General features: G+C 64.4%; 15 protein-coding genes. 11 read left to right on the top strand and 4 right to left on the bottom strand.

Features of this window, described 5'->3' with window-relative positions:
- Positions 1–147 precede the first annotated feature (147 nt).
- Together J9314_RS14800 and J9314_RS14805 are read right to left on the bottom strand one after the other, a co-directional pair.
- Entirely contained in the window at positions 148–1,245 is a 1,098-nt protein-coding gene (locus J9314_RS14800) for a hypothetical protein (RefSeq protein ID WP_210603111.1), read from the bottom strand.
- 131 nt (positions 1,246–1,376) lie between these two features.
- Positions 1,377–2,006: a LysE family translocator gene (locus tag J9314_RS14805; RefSeq protein ID WP_210603112.1), complete on the bottom strand. Its 630-nt coding sequence runs from the start codon at positions 2,004–2,006 to the stop codon at positions 1,377–1,379.
- Between the two features lie 133 nt (positions 2,007–2,139).
- Between J9314_RS14805 and ku the strand changes: the two genes are divergently transcribed.
- From ku to J9314_RS14830, 5 genes are all read left to right on the top strand, one after another.
- Positions 2,140–3,030, top strand: coding sequence for a non-homologous end joining protein Ku (ku, locus tag J9314_RS14810; protein WP_210603113.1), 891 nt, complete (start codon positions 2,140–2,142; stop codon positions 3,028–3,030).
- 22 nt (positions 3,031–3,052) lie between these two features.
- Positions 3,053–4,300 (top strand): cytochrome P450, encoded by a 1,248-nt coding sequence (locus tag J9314_RS14815; RefSeq protein WP_246490416.1) that lies wholly within the window; start codon positions 3,053–3,055, stop codon positions 4,298–4,300.
- A 104-nt stretch (positions 4,301–4,404) separates the two neighbouring features.
- Positions 4,405–4,821 carry a ChaB family protein gene (locus J9314_RS14820; protein ID WP_210603114.1) on the top strand — a complete coding sequence of 139 codons (417 nt, stop codon included), beginning with the start codon at positions 4,405–4,407 and terminating at the stop codon, positions 4,819–4,821.
- Positions 4,822–4,949: 128 nt separating this feature from the next.
- Positions 4,950–5,843, top strand: coding sequence for an SDR family oxidoreductase (locus tag J9314_RS14825; protein ID WP_181272972.1), 894 nt, complete (start codon positions 4,950–4,952; stop codon positions 5,841–5,843).
- Between the two features lie 51 nt (positions 5,844–5,894).
- The gene (locus J9314_RS14830; protein ID WP_210603115.1) at positions 5,895–6,176 is read left to right on the top strand and encodes a DUF6480 family protein; all 282 of its coding nucleotides are present in this window, start codon (positions 5,895–5,897) and stop codon (positions 6,174–6,176) included.
- Between the two features lie 124 nt (positions 6,177–6,300).
- Here J9314_RS14830 and J9314_RS14835 read toward each other — a convergent pair whose 3' ends face one another.
- Positions 6,301–6,666 (bottom strand): VOC family protein, encoded by a 366-nt coding sequence (locus tag J9314_RS14835; protein ID WP_210603116.1) that lies wholly within the window; start codon positions 6,664–6,666, stop codon positions 6,301–6,303.
- A gap of 448 nt (positions 6,667–7,114) precedes the next feature.
- Between J9314_RS14835 and J9314_RS14840 the strand changes: the two genes are divergently transcribed.
- The 3 genes from J9314_RS14840 (at position 7,115) to J9314_RS14850 (ending at position 9,610) form a co-directional block, all read left to right on the top strand.
- Positions 7,115–8,251 carry a hypothetical protein gene (locus J9314_RS14840; RefSeq protein ID WP_210603117.1) on the top strand — a complete coding sequence of 379 codons (1,137 nt, stop codon included), beginning with the start codon at positions 7,115–7,117 and terminating at the stop codon, positions 8,249–8,251.
- 140 nt (positions 8,252–8,391) lie between these two features.
- Positions 8,392–9,171: a GAF and ANTAR domain-containing protein gene (locus tag J9314_RS14845; RefSeq protein WP_210603118.1), complete on the top strand. Its 780-nt coding sequence runs from the start codon at positions 8,392–8,394 to the stop codon at positions 9,169–9,171.
- A gap of 118 nt (positions 9,172–9,289) precedes the next feature.
- Complete coding sequence (locus J9314_RS14850; protein ID WP_210603119.1) at positions 9,290–9,610, top strand: hypothetical protein; 321 nt, start codon at positions 9,290–9,292, stop codon at positions 9,608–9,610.
- Positions 9,611–9,659: 49 nt separating this feature from the next.
- Here the strand turns inward: J9314_RS14850 and J9314_RS14855 are convergent, their stop codons facing one another.
- Positions 9,660–10,073: a CBS domain-containing protein gene (locus tag J9314_RS14855; RefSeq protein ID WP_210603120.1), complete on the bottom strand. Its 414-nt coding sequence runs from the start codon at positions 10,071–10,073 to the stop codon at positions 9,660–9,662.
- Between the two features lie 349 nt (positions 10,074–10,422).
- Between J9314_RS14855 and J9314_RS14860 the strand changes: the two genes are divergently transcribed.
- The 3 genes from J9314_RS14860 to J9314_RS14870 all read left to right on the top strand — a co-directional run bounded on the left by J9314_RS14860 (position 10,423) and on the right by J9314_RS14870 (position 14,527).
- Positions 10,423–11,607: an alcohol dehydrogenase catalytic domain-containing protein gene (locus J9314_RS14860; RefSeq protein WP_210603121.1), complete on the top strand. Its 1,185-nt coding sequence runs from the start codon at positions 10,423–10,425 to the stop codon at positions 11,605–11,607.
- Between the two features lie 107 nt (positions 11,608–11,714).
- A complete protein-coding gene (locus tag J9314_RS14865) occupies positions 11,715–13,868 on the top strand; it encodes a catalase (protein WP_210603122.1) in 2,154 nt (717 codons plus the stop codon).
- 131 nt (positions 13,869–13,999) lie between these two features.
- Positions 14,000–14,527: a CinA family protein gene (locus J9314_RS14870; protein ID WP_210603123.1), complete on the top strand. Its 528-nt coding sequence runs from the start codon at positions 14,000–14,002 to the stop codon at positions 14,525–14,527.
- Positions 14,528–14,560 lie beyond the last annotated feature (33 nt).

Raw genomic sequence — 14,560 nt, forward strand, 5'->3', positions numbered from 1 at the left:
TCATCCGATGATTGCGAAGGCCGCCGTCCGGCAGCCGGTTCGCCTTCGAATCGCCAATCTAACATCGCTTCGCCGATCGTGCAGGGCGGCGACGGTGCCTCAGCAGTGTGCCCGCAAGAGACCCGTGCGAGCGTGACCCAGAAGGACTCAGGCCTCTGCCTCGTTGTCGCTGTCGCGTCGTTCGCGACGTTCGTTTTCACGCTTGCTGTATGTTGCTCGCCGAATCTCATCGTCGCTGTCGAAATTGGAGCCGAGTGCTCCGGCCAATGTGCCCAGACAAGCCGCCAACCACGCAAGCCTCGGATAGTTGAAGAAGCTCACGGGATGCATGAGTTCGGAACCGAGCTGACCATCGTCGACGACGACCAGTCCCAGTGCGAACAGGAAGGCGAACAGGACCAGGAACATCAGGGCCACGCTCGTACCCACCATGATGACCGTGGTGGTGTTGTCCAGCCCGCCCTGCCATGCGTACACCGCATCGCGCCGCTTGGTCCAGAGGCGATTGCGGAAGATCAGCCAGAAGGTCAGCGCCGCGATGACGAGCAGACCGATCAGTAGCAGACGCGCCGGATGCAGGGAATCGGCCAGTGTCCACATCGAACTGTAGAAGACACCGAATGTGCCCACGGCCGCCGCTGCGGCGATGGAGGTGGTCAGTGCGGGAAGCATCCGCCCGGGCCGATTGCTGCGCACCATTCCCGACAGCAGCCGCAGGCGGTTGTGCCATCCGGGCATCACGATGTAGGCGGTGTCATCCCGTCCCGGACCGGGGTCCCCGCGGCCCCCGCGCGCGCTTCTGAGGTTCGCGATCGATCGCACGGAGTCCTCCAACGAGTTCTGCCCTGTGCCTTCCTGCGTCGAGGAGATGAGCGCGACCACCAGATTCCGTGTCTGTGCAAGGAGACGATGAGCGCCCAACGCCGGAACCGAGATCAGCAGGGCTCGATTGGCGGTGCTGACTTCGCACAGCATCGGCTCGGTGTCATGGTGGCGGGGCAGTTCGGTCAGGTACACGATGTAGTCCCACTCATACCGACTTCTCAGGTCTTCGGCTCTGTCCATGAAGGGGATGTCACCGTCAGGGGTGAGCGAGAACGATTCCTTGCTGACATCGACGCGCCACTCGACCTCCTCGATACGATCGGCCAGTTCTCGCTGCAGAGAAGCTGCAACCGTCTCAGCGATCTTCTGCGGCACCCCGGGATCGGCCATCAGTCCGACGACCTTCGATACTGAACCCATTCTCTTATCCTGAGTTACAGGGCGCCCTCCGTCTACCCCCCTGCAGCACGGGCACCCGCTGCCCTTTTGAACAGCCCCATCAACCCGTCTGTCTCCTCCAGCGCACGTCTGCTCTTAGGTTCCGCGCTGCGTCAATGGTCGGTTGCCAAGCGCACTCCAAGAGCGATCATCACGGCAGCGCTCGTGCGATCGAGCCAGATTCTGACACGTTCACGTGTAAGCACGCTTCGGGCTCGGGTGGCGGCGAGGACGATGGCCGAGTGCCAAATGATGCCGACTGCCAGGGCGATGGAGACCAGAAGCAATCCCCAGCCGCCTGCTGTCGCTTCTGTCGGGAGGAACTGGGGAAGGATGCTGATGTAGAAGACTCCGACTTTGGGGTTGAGCATATTGCTGATCAGTCCGCTGCGAGCAGCATCGATGGGGTTCTGAGGAGCCGGTGCCGCCGTCTCGGTGTCGGTTGACCGGTTCCGCGGAAGAGACTTCCAGATCGCCATACACCCCAACCACACGAGATAACACGCTCCAGCAATCCGCACCACGTCGTATGCGATCGTCGAAGCGGCGAGCAATGCCGTCAGGCCGACGAGGCTGGCAACTGCCCATATGGCATGTCCGACTTCGACACCGACAACGGCGGCGAACCCTGAGCGTCGTCCGTGGAAGAGCGTCGACCGGAGGACGATCATGAGGTCGACTCCAGGTGTGGCCGCGCCGATGACTGCCACGAGTGCCCAGGCTATTAGCTGCTGTGCTTCCATTGTCCTCTTCCGAGCGAAACTGATCGTAGTCAACCATGCAAGCCTATCGTCATCTCCGTGGGAACCATCCGGGACGGTTGCCGCAACACGAAGGGGGCTAGCCAGTGCCCGAAACCTGCGTTTCAATGGGGGCATGAGAGCTATCTGGACCGGTTCCATCGCCTTCGGCCTCGTGAATGTGCCCGTGAAGCTGTACTCGGCCACGGAGAACCACGACGTGCGAATGCACCAGGTTCATGCGAAGGACGGCGGACGGATCCACAACCAGCACCGCTGCGAGAAATGCGGAAAGACCGTCGAGTACGACGACATCGACAAAGCCTATGACGACGGCGAGCACCGGGTCGTCCTCACGGACGAGGACTTCGAGGCACTTCCCGCAGAGGACAACGACGACATCGATGTCCTCCAGTTCGTGCCCAGCGATGAGATCGACCCCATCATGCTCGAGAAGTCCTACTTCCTCGAACCGACGTCGAAGACGCCGAAGGCCTACCTCCTGCTGCGGCAGACGCTCGAGGACACCGAGCGGACCGCGATCGTCAAGCTCACTCTGCGCACGCGCACGCGTCTGGCCGTGCTCCGGGTGTGCGGCAAGGTCCTCATGATCCAGACCCTGCGCTGGGCCGATGAGATCCGCGACGTCGACTTCAAGGGCGTGAACTCGAAGGCGAAGATCTCGGACAAGGAGCTCGAGATGTCGGAGAAGCTCGTCGAGTCCTACTCCGAGGACTTCACCCCCGAGGAGTTCAACGACGACTACCAGGTCGAACTGCGCAGACTCATCGACGCGAAGATCGAATCGGGCGAGAGCTTCGATGTCGAGAAGACCTTCGACGAGGAAGACTCCGAGGAGGACACCGGCGGCGATGTCATCGACCTCATGGAGGCGCTGCGGAAGTCCGTGGACAGTTCTCGGTCATCGAAGAAGGGGACGTCGGGCAAGAAGTCGACCGCGAAGAAGACCTCGTCGAAGAAATCGGGGACGACGAAGTCGTCCGCCGCGAAGAAACGCACGGGATGAGAAGCTGCGGAGGGGAATCGGCATGACGAGAGCGCCCATCGACAGCACGGCCGCTTTTCTCAGAGACGGCTATGCCTTCGCGTCCCGCCGCTGCGAGACCGAGGGCACCGACCTCTTCACCACACGTCTGTTCCTCAAACCGACCACCTTCATCCTCGGTGAGGAGGCGGCGGGGATCTTCTACGACGGCGAGCACCTCACCCGAGCGGGTGCGATGCCCACGAGCGTCCAGCACCTGCTCCAGGACGAAGGCTCCGTCCAAGCCCTCGACCCACCGGCTCATCACCGGAGGAAGGCGGCCTTCCTCTCGCTCATGGACAGCGGATCGATCGACCGCCTCGGCGAGATCTTCGAGGAGGAATGGGTGCTGGCCCGCGATGCTCGGCCCGGGCCGCGACGGATCGTCCTGCACGACTTCGCCCGCGCAGTGCTCACGCGCACGGCCTGCCGGTGGGCGGGCATCGACATCGAGGACACCGATGTGCCTCGCCTGACCCACGAGCTGGGCCTCATGGTCGACCGGGCGGGAACGGCGGGACCGAGCAACTGGAATGCCCGACGGCGCAGACGCAGCACGGAGAACTGGGGAATTCGGCAGATCGAGAAAGTGCGCCGAGGCGACTCATCGCCGTCTGCCGACACCGCTCTGGCCGTCTTCGCCCACCACACGGATGCCGATGGGCAGCTCCTGTCGCCGGAGGTCGCGGCAGTCGAGCTCATCAACATCCTCCGTCCCACGGTCGCCGTGGCCCGGTTCATCGTCTTCGCCGCCGTCGCACTCACCGAACACCCCCGGTGGCGCGAGGCTTTCGCCGCCGACGATGAGTCCGACCTCGAACCATTCGTCCAAGAGGTGCGGCGCTTCTATCCCTTCTTCCCTGCGGTCCCGGGACGAGTCCGCACACCTTTCGAATGGCGCGGCCACCGGTTCGACGTCCACGACCGCGTCATCCTCGACCTCTACGGCACCTGCCACGACAGGCGTCTGTGGGCAGATCCTGGAGCATTCGAGCCCGCACGCTTCCGCGGTTTCAGCTGGGCCGAAGACCCCAACACGCTCATCGCCCAAGGAGCAGGCCGGCACGGCAGCGACCACCGCTGTCCGGGCGAATGGAGCACCGTCGAACTCCTCAAGCGGGCCACCCGGCTCCTGGCGCGTGACGCAACAGAGACGCCCACCCAGGATCTGTCCATTCCGCTCAACCGCTTTCCGACGCTGCCTCGCAGCGGTTTCGTCTTCCACACCGGAACTATCGGAGCCGACAGCTGAGAAGGAGGAGACCCGATGCATCCGAGCCGAGCCGCGCCGGCCTGAGCGCACCGCTCACCCAACTGACCGAAACCTCGAACCCACCACGAAGGAGCTGTTCCACCATGCCGAAGACGACGAAGACAGGAAAGCCGAAGGAAAGCGAGCTGCCCTCGACGCTGGAGAAGTCGAGCAAGAAGGCTCAGCGGACCTTCGCCAAAGCCTACGACTCGGCCATCGACCAATACGGAGACGAGAAGCGCGCTCACCAGGTCGCCTACGACGCGCTCAAACACAGCTATGAGAAGGTCGGCGACAAATGGAAGGAGAAGGGCTCCTCCGGCCCGTCGGACGCACAGAGCGCCGGCGGCAAGAACACCGACCGCAGGACCGCCGGCGGAGTCGACGCGAAAGCCTCGAAAGAGCACCTCTACGAGCAGGCGAAGAGGCTGAAGATCTCGGGACGTTCGTCGATGACGAAGAAGGAGCTCGTCGATGCACTCGAGAAGGAGAGCAAGCGGAAGACGAAGCAGAATTCCTGATGAGCGGCTCACGCGGCGAAAACGAAGCCGCACGGAGAGATCTTCCGGCATCCGAACGCCGGGACGAGCGTGAGGGTCTCCGCCCCGCTGCCCCAACAGACGCACAACCACAATCGAGGAGGAAGACGATGAGCGACCAGCTGACCTTCCAAGACCCAGTCAACCGATTCCCCGACATCTCACCGCCCAAGCAGGATCAGCCCGAACCGGGACTCGACGCCGAACTCATTCCCGGCACGGACCGCGGTGAGGACAGCTACACCGGCACAGGCAGGCTCCGCGGCCGCCGTGCGCTGATCACCGGCTCGGACTCCGGCATCGGATCCGCCGTCGCGATCGCCTTCGCCCGCGAGGGAGCCGATGTCGCCCTGTCCTATCTGCCCGCTGAGGAAGAAGACGCCCAGCACGTCTGCGAGGTCATCCGCCAGGCCGGCCGCAAGGCCGTGCCGCTGCCGGGGGACCTGTCCGACCCCGACTACTGCCGCGAGGTCGTCCGGCGGGCGGCCGCCGAACTGGGCGGACTCGATGCGCTGGTCAACAATGCCGGTCGACAGATCGCCGTCGAAGACATCGCCGATCTCACGGACGAGCAGTGGGAGGACACTTTCCGGACGAACATCCACGCGATGTTCCGGGTCTCCCAGGCCGCGCTCGAGCACCTCGAGCCCGGATCGACGATCGTCAACAGCACTTCCGTTCAGGCGTATTCGCCCTCCGCCCACCTCATCGACTATGCGTCGACGAAGGCCGCGATCAACAACTTCACGAAGGGGCTGGCCACTCAGCTCGCTCCGAAGGGTATCCGGGTGAATTCCGTGGCACCGGGGCCGATCTGGACCCCGCTGCAGGTCTCGGACGGACAGCCGAAGGACGCTCTGCCGCACTTCGGGAAGAACACTCCGCTGGGCCGGGCCGGACAGCCGACGGAGCTGGCTCCCGCTTACGTCTTCCTCACCTCGTCGGAGTCGAGCTACGTCATCGGTGAGACCCTCAACGTCAACGGCGGCCAGCCCACACCCTGACCGTCCGCTCCAGGACGATCATCGAGGTTGTGGGATCGGAAGGAGACCATGATGAGTTCACACGATGACGAACAGCCGAGGCCGAACACCGACCCGCACGGCACCGGCAATCCCAACCTCGATCCGGGGCCGGACGGCGATCCCGACCTCGAGGAGGGCGGCAGTGTCCGGCCCGGCGCCACTCCTCCGGAGTCGCATTCGGCGACCGCATCGCCGCCCCACCCTCCGGCGTCGCGGCCGCCGAAGACGAAATGGGCGATCGTCGGAATCGGTTGCGTGCTGGCGATCATCGTGTTCTTCTTCGTCGCCTACATCGTCGGCATCTTCGGCTGATACGCCGGCTGCTGACTCATGGGCCGGAGACAAGACCGCCGCCGACTCGTTCGAATCTCCGCTGTTCATCGTCGCGGTGACGTCACTTAAGGGCGTGGCGACTTCAGTCGAGGGCGTGGTGACGTCATTCGAGGACGAGGCAGAAGGGTCGCCCGATCGGATCGGCGTAGACGCGGAAGCTCGGATGCTCGGCTGAGTCGTCGAGCAACCTGCCGCCGGCCTCGAAGACCGTGGGTTCGGCCTCCTCATAGGAGGATACGAGGATGTCGACGTGGACCTGCAGCGGAACGGAGTTGTCCGGCCAGGTCGGGGCGACGAAGTCCTCGGCTCGCTGGAAGGAGAGGATCTCCCGCCCGGACGGCTCATAGAGGTTGACCCAGTCCGCGTCCTCGTTCGGCGCCACTGTTCCGCCGAGCAGCGCACGGTAGAACCGCGCCGTGTCGATCGGGACAGGGCAGTCCATAGCGGTGGTGTTGAGACGTCCGATCATCGTGGTCCTTCTATCCTCACTGGAGTGCGGGCAGTGGTGGCGGCTCAGACAACAGTGTACTGCCGCCCGGCCAGGAGCGAGCTGAGATGTGCGGCATTGGCTGCGAGTGTCTTCGTTGAGCCCCTGATGGGCAACGGCGATGACAGCGCTGCTCGAGGCGGACGGCGAAGGCTTGAGAGTGCAGACGAGTGCTGTGGCTGTGAGTACGTTATCCATGTGTTCACGCTAGGTCCCCGGTCTCGGCAGCGACAAGACGCTGCGGTGCCCAGGTAAACTCCCGACTGGCCGTTGCGGTGGGTGAGATTGAGCACCCCAGAGGCCACCCGGGCCGTTTAGACGAAACCTGCGGATCTGTAAAGACCCTTCCGCACGAACTTCTCCCTCAATAGCGTCATTGGCACCACGGGAGCCGCCAGCGGCTCCTCGATCCGATTCGGAGGATGCCATCATGACTTCACCAATCCAGCTGGCCCGCACCTACGCTCGATCCTATGAGGCGTCGTCGCGCAAGGACAAAGGCACGATTCTCGACACGCTCACCGAGGCGACCGGTTGGACTCGCGATCACGCGCGCCACCAGCTGCGCAGCCAGTTCCACCAGATCAGGGCCGGAGTCTCCCTCGCCTCCGTCGTCGACCGCCGCCGCCTCAAGCCGAAGAAGTTCTCGCCCCGTGCCCAGCGGGCTCTCGAACTGGTGTGGAAGGCCTCCGGCCGCCCCTGCGGCAAGTACCTCGAGGCGGGGATGTCCGACTGTCTGGACTCTTTGGAGAGGCACGGCCACCTCCGTGAGGGACGGCACGGCTATTCGCCGTCGGTGCGAAGGGAACTCCTCGATATCTCCGCGGCGACGATCGATCGGTACCTGCGCAGTGCCAAGGCCGGCGACCACGACGATTCGTGGTTGACCGGCACCGGGGCGGGGATGCGCACCTCGCTTCCGCGGCAGCGCATACGTTCGCTCCTTGAGCCCGAACCCGGTTACTTCCTCGTCGAACTGCTGACGATCACGACACCGGCCGGCGAGGACTGCGTCACAGTGACATTCACCGACGTCGAGATCGGGTGGGTGTGCACGACCACCTTCGCCCCCGGCACTCAAGTCGTCGACATGCTCGCGCGAATGGTCCGTGCGGTGCCTTTCATCGTCACCGGAGTTCTGCTGCCGCCTGCGGTTCCGGACAGCGCCATCGAGACGTGGGCGAAGGACAACCTCATCGAATTCCACTGCATGAGCGATCTCCGACACGGGTCTCGCGTGCCCGATCGGACGTTCAGCGGACTTGACCTCCCGCTCGGCACGCCGCACCACCTCGATGCCGCGATCGCGAGAGTCAACGAGCTGTGGTCGGCCCTGGCCGATCGCCTCAACTATTTCATGCCCGTGAAGAACCCGGTGGGTTGGCGTCTCACTCCCGCGGGAGAGCGCCGACGCGAATACGACCGGCCGGACACACCGGTCTCCCGACTCATCGCGTCCGGCATCCTCTGTCCCGAACAGACTCGGGAACTGCACGAGAAGAGTCAGGGGCTCGACATCGCCGGACTCACCACACGCGTCGAGGAGCTGAAGTCGACTCTGCGATGAAGGGACACTTCACCGCAGGGTCCGGGGACTGCGACGGAAAACCACCGTCGGAGGCCATTGACGAGGGACCGACGTGGACGAATACTGGAGACAGCGATCCCAGGGTCGACATCTGAATCACGATTGGAGTGCGATCTCTGATGCACGAGACCTCAGCAGAATCGACCGACGACGATCTTGAGACACACCGCGAGGCAGCTGCGAATCCGGCGCCCACGGATACCGATGCCGAACGGCATCGACTGACGGCGCAGATCGGCGAATGGGCACGCTCACTCGTGCTCGAACCCGATGACCTCGTCCTCAAGGCGATGGTGGACGAAGCGCTGCGAATCATTCCGGGGGCGGATTACGCGTCGCTCTCGATCGTCACCCGTGGTGACCTCATCCGGTCCCGAGCTCCCTCGGACTTGGTCCCCGAACGACTGGATGCTCTGCAGTCGGAGCTGCACGAAGGACCGTGCTTCGATTCCATCCGCGAGCATCGCATCGTCCGGGTCCCGGATCTCACCGATGCCACTCCCTGGCCACGGTTCGCCTCCAGCGCAGTCGCGGAAGGAGTGCGGAGCATGCTCGCCTTCCAGCTCTTCGTCGAGGTCGACAGCCTCGGCGCTCTCAATCTCTACTCGAAGACGCCCCGCGCCTTCGACCAGGCGGCTGAGGACATCGGAAGCGGGGTGGCCGCCCATGCCTCCCTCGCTCTGGCCAATGCGCAGAAGCAGGGACAACTCTATGAGGCAGTGGCCTCGCGGGATCTCATCGGCCAGGCCAAGGGGATCCTCATGGAACGGCACAAGATCAGTGAGCACGAGGCGTTCCTGCTGCTCACGAAGGTGAGCTCGAAGACGAACATGAAGCTGCGGGAGGTCGCCGAGGAGTTCGTCCGCACCGGTGCGCTGCCGGGCATGGTCACCGACTGATCGGGCACGCAGGGCTTCTCAATCTCATCGACCTGCCGCTTGTTGTCCGGTGCGCCGCTGGACTAAGCTGAGAGTCGGTCAAGCAGATGGCCACCTTCCTGAACTCAAGGGGACCACTGTGTACACGTTGCTCAACAACAGCGAAGCTTCCAAATTCGATCTCTACCTTCCCGGGAAGCTCGTCGCCTCGCTTCACTACACGATCACACCGGACGAGATCATGTTCGTCTACTGCGAAGCCATTGAGCCACTCGATTCCGAACGCCACTGCCGCGAACTTCTGCGCCTGGCTCTCGACGACTCACTCAATCGGCGGATCCCCATCACCGTCTCGTGCCCGATCGCACGCAAGCACATCGACAGCGATCCGGTCATCGCCGCCCAGATGCAGACTCTGCCGAAGAGCGTGGGGCATAAGCACGAGAACTCCGTCGAATAGGGCATCGACCGCATCTGTCGATACTCTTTCGCCGCACCTGCCGACGATCTCACTCGGACATCTTCTCCACAAGGTCTCCGATGCGGGTGTCCCACTCGCTGCGAGCCACATCGGCCTGAGCGAGCATGCCCACGAGTTCGTGCCCGTCGATGACGGGGAGCCTGCGGACCTGATGGTCCTTCATCGTCTGCAGCGCCTCGCCGACGTTGTCATCGGCACCGATGGTCACCGGCTTGCCCTGGGCGAGATCACCGACTGTCGCCGACTTCGGGTCTCCGCCCTCGGCGATGCACTTCACGACGATGTCACGATCGGTGATCATCCCTTTGAGCCGGTTGTCCTCCCCACAGATCGGAAGGGACCCGAAACCGTCCTCGCGCATGTGCTGTGCAGCTTTTTCGATTGTCTCGTTCTCGCCGACGCACCTCGCGCCCGGAGTCATCAGTTCACGTGCTGTCGTCATCGTCATCGTCTCCTTGTGTCGGTGTGAGTGCCGGTTGCTCTCCCACAGCGGGAACGGCCGGCTGACCGAGTCTCCGAGTGCGGGACACTCATCATGTTCACTGGCCTCGAGGAGTGTCCAGGGGGTGCTCGCGCCCGCCGGGTGCCTCAGACACCGCTGCCGTTCCGGACCGCAGACGGAGCCGAATTCCTGGTTGCGCGGCTGCGCAACGTCTCAGCGGCGATGAAGTATGAGTCTCGTACCGCCGCTGACACCGCCGCTGCACTTTGCCACGCTGTCAGTTCATCCACCGCCGTCGACGGGGAAGCAGCGGAAGACACAGACTCTCGATCGAGAAGGAGAGAAAGCAATGCGCGCAGTCACCTGGCAGGGGAAACGAGACATCTCGGTGGAGACGGTCGCCGATCCGATCCGCCACAAGTCCAATGACGCGATCATCGAAGTCACCTCCACCGCCATCTGCGGGTCCGACCTCCATCTCTACGAAGTGCTGGGACCGTTCATGGACCGCGGAGACATCATCGGACACGAGACGATGGGGCGAGTGATCGAGGCCGGCCCCGATTCCGGCTTGTCGACCGATGACCGCGTGGTCGTGCCGTTTCCCATCTCCTGCGGCCGCTGCTGGATGTGCGAGCAAGGGCTGTACACCCAATGCGAGACCACACAGGTGAGGCAGTACGGGTCCGGTGCACAGCTGTTCGGGTACTCTCGCCTCTACGGGTCCGTACCCGGCGGGCAGGCGCAATACCTCCGTGTCCCCTATGCCGACGTCGGACCGATCAAGGTCGGTGCCGACCTTCCCGACCACCGCTACCTCTTTCTCAGCGACATCCTCCCCACGGCATGGCAGGCAGTGAAATACGCCGGGATCCGGGAAGGCGACTCGCTCGGCGTCTACGGCCTGGGGCCCGTCGGCCAGTTCGCCGCCCGTATCGGCAGACACCTCGGTGCGCAGGTCTTCGCTCTCGACCCGGTCCCCGAACGGCGTGACATGGCCGCTCGGCACGGGATCGAGGTCTTCGACTTCGATGAGGACGCGCATTCGGCCATCCGAGAAGCCACCTCCGGGCGCGGGCCCGACGCGGTCGTCGACGCCGTGGGAATGGAAGCTCACGGATCCCCGCTGGCCTCAGCCGCACAGCAGGTGACCGGTCTGCTTCCGCCGCCTGCCGCACGGAAGCTCATGGAGACCAGCGGCATCGACAGAACCGCGGTCCTCCATGCAGGGACCGATCTGGTCCGTCGCGGCGGCACCCTCTCGCTCAGCGGAGTCTACGGAGGAGCGCTGTCTCCCATGCCGCTGCTCACCCTCTTCGACAAGCAGATCCAACTGCGGATGGGACAGTGCAATGTCCGCAGCTGGACCGATGACCTACTGCCCCTGGTCGAGGATTCCGCGGACCCGCTGGGCGTCGATGACCTCGTCACCCACAGGCTCCCCCTCGAATCAGCTTCCGCAGCCTACGAGATGTTCCAGCAGAAGACCGACGGCTGCATCAAGGTCGTCCTCGATCCGAACGCGGAAGCATAAACCTCTTCCCGCTTCGGCACAAGAGGCTCCACACGTTCGCGGATCGCCTCTACTGTCGGAACACGCCAACGCAGGAGTGAGAACCCTGTCATCAATGAGGAGACATCGTGAGTTCAGAAGACCGTCCGACCGTTCCAGGAAAGCCCGGTTCCCACACTCCGGACTTCGAAGAGCCGACGGCACCGCGAGTGCCGCTTCCGCCGAAGCAGGACCAGAGCGGACCGCATCCGACGACGCCGACCGGGGTCCCCAGCCGCGACACCCAGGCGGACCAGGCCCAGCAGGGCAGCTGGCTGACCACTGCCCAGGGCGCCCGCCTCTATGACACGGATCATTCGCTCAAGGCGGGTTCCCGCGGGCCGACCCTGCTGCAGGACCACCACCTGCGGGATAAGATCACACACTTCGACCATGAGCGCATCCCCGAACGTGTGGTCCACGCCCGTGGTTCCGCCGCCCACGGAACCTTCGTCTCCTACGGCTCCGCCTCGGGGATCACGAAGGCGGCCTTCCTCGGCCCCGACGTCGAGACGGAGGTATTCACACGCTTCTCCTCCGTTGTCGGCTCGCGAGGGTCTGCAGATTCCGTTCGCGACACCAGAGGCTTCGCCACGAAGTTCTATACGACGGACGGGGTGTTCGACCTCGTCGGCAACAACATCCCGGTCTTCTTCATCCAGGATGCGATCAAGTTCCCCGACATCGTCCACGCGGCCAAACCGCATCCGGACCGTGAGATCCCCCAGGCGCAGAGCGCCCATGACACGTTCTGGGACTTCGTGTCCCTGCACACCGAGGCGACCCATCATACGATGTGGCAGATGTCCGATCGCGGCATCCCCCGCTCCTTCCGCATGATGGAGGGCTTCGGCATCCACACCTTCCGAGTCGAGAACACCGCCGGTGAGACCTCCCTCGTGAAGTTCCACTGGAAGCCGAAGGCCGGAGTCCACTCGCTCATCTGGGAAGAGGCGCAGATGGTCAACGGCGTCGACCCCGACTTCCACCGTCGGGACCTCGCCGACGCCATCGAAGCCGGAGCATGCCCGCAGTGGGAACTCGGCGTCCAGGTCTTCCCCGACGACCCCAGTGAGACCTTCGAAGGAATCGATCTGCTCGACCCGACGAAGATCGTGCCCGAGGAACTCGCACCCGTGCAGCCACTGGGAATGCTCACACTCGATCGCAACCCCAGCAACTTCTTCGCCGAGACCGAGCAGGTGGCGTTCCACCCCGGACACCTCGTGCCCGGCATCGACGTCACCGACGACCCGCTGCTGCAGGGCCGGCTGTTCTCCTATCTCGACACTCAGATCACCCGCCTCGGCGGACCGAACTTCTCCCAGATCCCCATCAACCGTCCGCACTGCCCGGTCAATGACATGTTCCGTGACGGAATGCACCAGACTGCCGACCACCGCGGCGCCGCACCGTACAAACCGAATTCGCTCGACGGCGGCAACCCCTTCCCCGCCGAGCAGGCCGACGCGCATACGTTCGTCGAAATCGCGCACGAGATTCCGGCGTCGAAGAAGGAACGCCGTTCGCCGGAGTCCTTCGACGACCACTATTCGCAGCCGCGCATGTTCTGGCTCAGCCTCACCCCCGTCGAACAGCAGCACCTCGCCGATGCCTTCACCTTCGAGCTCGGCAAATGCGGCGAGGAGACGATCCGGGCGCGCGAGGTCGCTGTGCTCGCCTGCATCGACTCGGAGCTTGCCCGCATGGTCGCCGAGGGGCTGGGGCTCGAGGCCCCTGCAGCGCAGACGCCGCCGCGCAGCGATATCGAACCGAGCCCGGCACTGTCCCAGGTGGGGAAGCACTGGCCGGTCGACGGGCGCAAGATCGGCATCGTCACCGGCAGCGAGACCGACGCCGAGCAGGTCATCCGTGCCTACGATCGCATCGCCGAGGCGGGAATGGTGCCCATCACGATCGCTCCGGTGGGTGGACGCATCACCTCCGGCGAGCGGAGCATCGCGGTCGAGCGGACATACCTGACCGTGGCCTCGAGCGAATTCGACGCCTTCTTCTTCGCCGATGGTGCCGAGCTGACCACCGAGATCGAGCTCCTGATCACGGAAGCATGGCGTCATCTCAAGTTCATCGCCGCCAGCGGAGGCTCCTGCACCATGATGGAGAAGTACGGCATCAAGGCCGACGACCCCGGAGTCTACTGCAGAGATGACCTCGAAACAGCGCTCTCGCAGCTGCAGGAGGGCCTGAGCGAGCACCGGGCGTGGGCCCGGGTCGGGTCCTGAGACACTGCCTGCCAACGCTGAAGAAGGGTGGCGTCGCCGGCAGCGGAAGTGCACGCACGGCACCGACGTCTGTCTGCAGCCGACGGTCGAACTTCCCGTCGCGGGAAGGACCACGAAAGGACGGTTTACCCATGACTGAAGCCGCCGCGGCAGGGAGCAGCAGAGACGGACATGAGAGAGACGCCGCCCGGTCGGCCGAGAAACTGTCCGAACTCTGCACGGACCACGGTCTGCATGTCGCCGTCGCGGAATCGCTCACCGGCGGCCGGATCGCCTCTCAGCTGGCTGCCGTCACCGGCTCCGGGGACTGGTTCGTCGGCGGCATCGTGGCTTACTCCAGCGAGGTCAAACACACGCTCCTCGAGGTCCCGCGCGGGTCGGTGATCTCGCGGACCTCAGCCGAGGCGATGGCGCGATCCGTCGCTCGGCTTCTGGGCGCCGACGTGGCTCTGGCCGCGACCGGGGCGGGCGGTCCGCATGGCCAGGACGGTGAGGAACCGGGCACGACATGGATCGCGGTCCTCGTTGCGGACGAGGTGACCGCCGAACTCCACCACTTCTCGGGCGAACCCATCGAGGTGCTCACGCAGACGCAGGAACAGGCGCTGCGGGCGCTTCTGCGAACGGTCTCGGTCCGCTTCGGCACCGCAGCGCCCTAGCATATTTCCGGGGCGCCCCGCGCGGCACGGTGT

Source organism: Brevibacterium oceani, from assembly GCF_017948325.1.
In the GTDB taxonomy this organism is placed as follows: Bacteria; Actinomycetota; Actinomycetes; order Actinomycetales; family Brevibacteriaceae; genus Brevibacterium; species Brevibacterium oceani.

What these genes read in the sequence shown, in the direction of transcription:
- J9314_RS14820 (WP_210603114.1), top strand. Translation starts at nt 4,405, where the DNA reads ATGCCGAAGACGACGAAGACAGGAAAGCCGAAGGAAAGCGAGCTGCCC.
- J9314_RS14830 (WP_210603115.1), top strand. Translation starts at nt 5,895, where the DNA reads ATGAGTTCACACGATGACGAACAGCCGAGGCCGAACACCGACCCGCAC.
- J9314_RS14800 (WP_210603111.1), bottom strand. Translation starts at nt 1,245, where the DNA reads ATGGGTTCAGTATCGAAGGTCGTCGGACTGATGGCCGATCCCGGGGTG.
- J9314_RS14855 (WP_210603120.1), bottom strand. Translation starts at nt 10,073, where the DNA reads ATGACGACAGCACGTGAACTGATGACTCCGGGCGCGAGGTGCGTCGGC.
- J9314_RS14860 (WP_210603121.1), top strand. Translation starts at nt 10,423, where the DNA reads ATGCGCGCAGTCACCTGGCAGGGGAAACGAGACATCTCGGTGGAGACG.
- J9314_RS14825 (WP_181272972.1), top strand. Translation starts at nt 4,950, where the DNA reads ATGAGCGACCAGCTGACCTTCCAAGACCCAGTCAACCGATTCCCCGAC.
- J9314_RS14815 (WP_246490416.1), top strand. Translation starts at nt 3,053, where the DNA reads ATGACGAGAGCGCCCATCGACAGCACGGCCGCTTTTCTCAGAGACGGC.
- J9314_RS14835 (WP_210603116.1), bottom strand. Translation starts at nt 6,666, where the DNA reads ATGATCGGACGTCTCAACACCACCGCTATGGACTGCCCTGTCCCGATC.
- J9314_RS14870 (WP_210603123.1), top strand. Translation starts at nt 14,000, where the DNA reads ATGACTGAAGCCGCCGCGGCAGGGAGCAGCAGAGACGGACATGAGAGA.
- J9314_RS14840 (WP_210603117.1), top strand. Translation starts at nt 7,115, where the DNA reads ATGACTTCACCAATCCAGCTGGCCCGCACCTACGCTCGATCCTATGAG.
- ku (WP_210603113.1), top strand. Translation starts at nt 2,140, where the DNA reads ATGAGAGCTATCTGGACCGGTTCCATCGCCTTCGGCCTCGTGAATGTG.
- J9314_RS14845 (WP_210603118.1), top strand. Translation starts at nt 8,392, where the DNA reads ATGCACGAGACCTCAGCAGAATCGACCGACGACGATCTTGAGACACAC.
- J9314_RS14805 (WP_210603112.1), bottom strand. Translation starts at nt 2,006, where the DNA reads ATGGAAGCACAGCAGCTAATAGCCTGGGCACTCGTGGCAGTCATCGGC.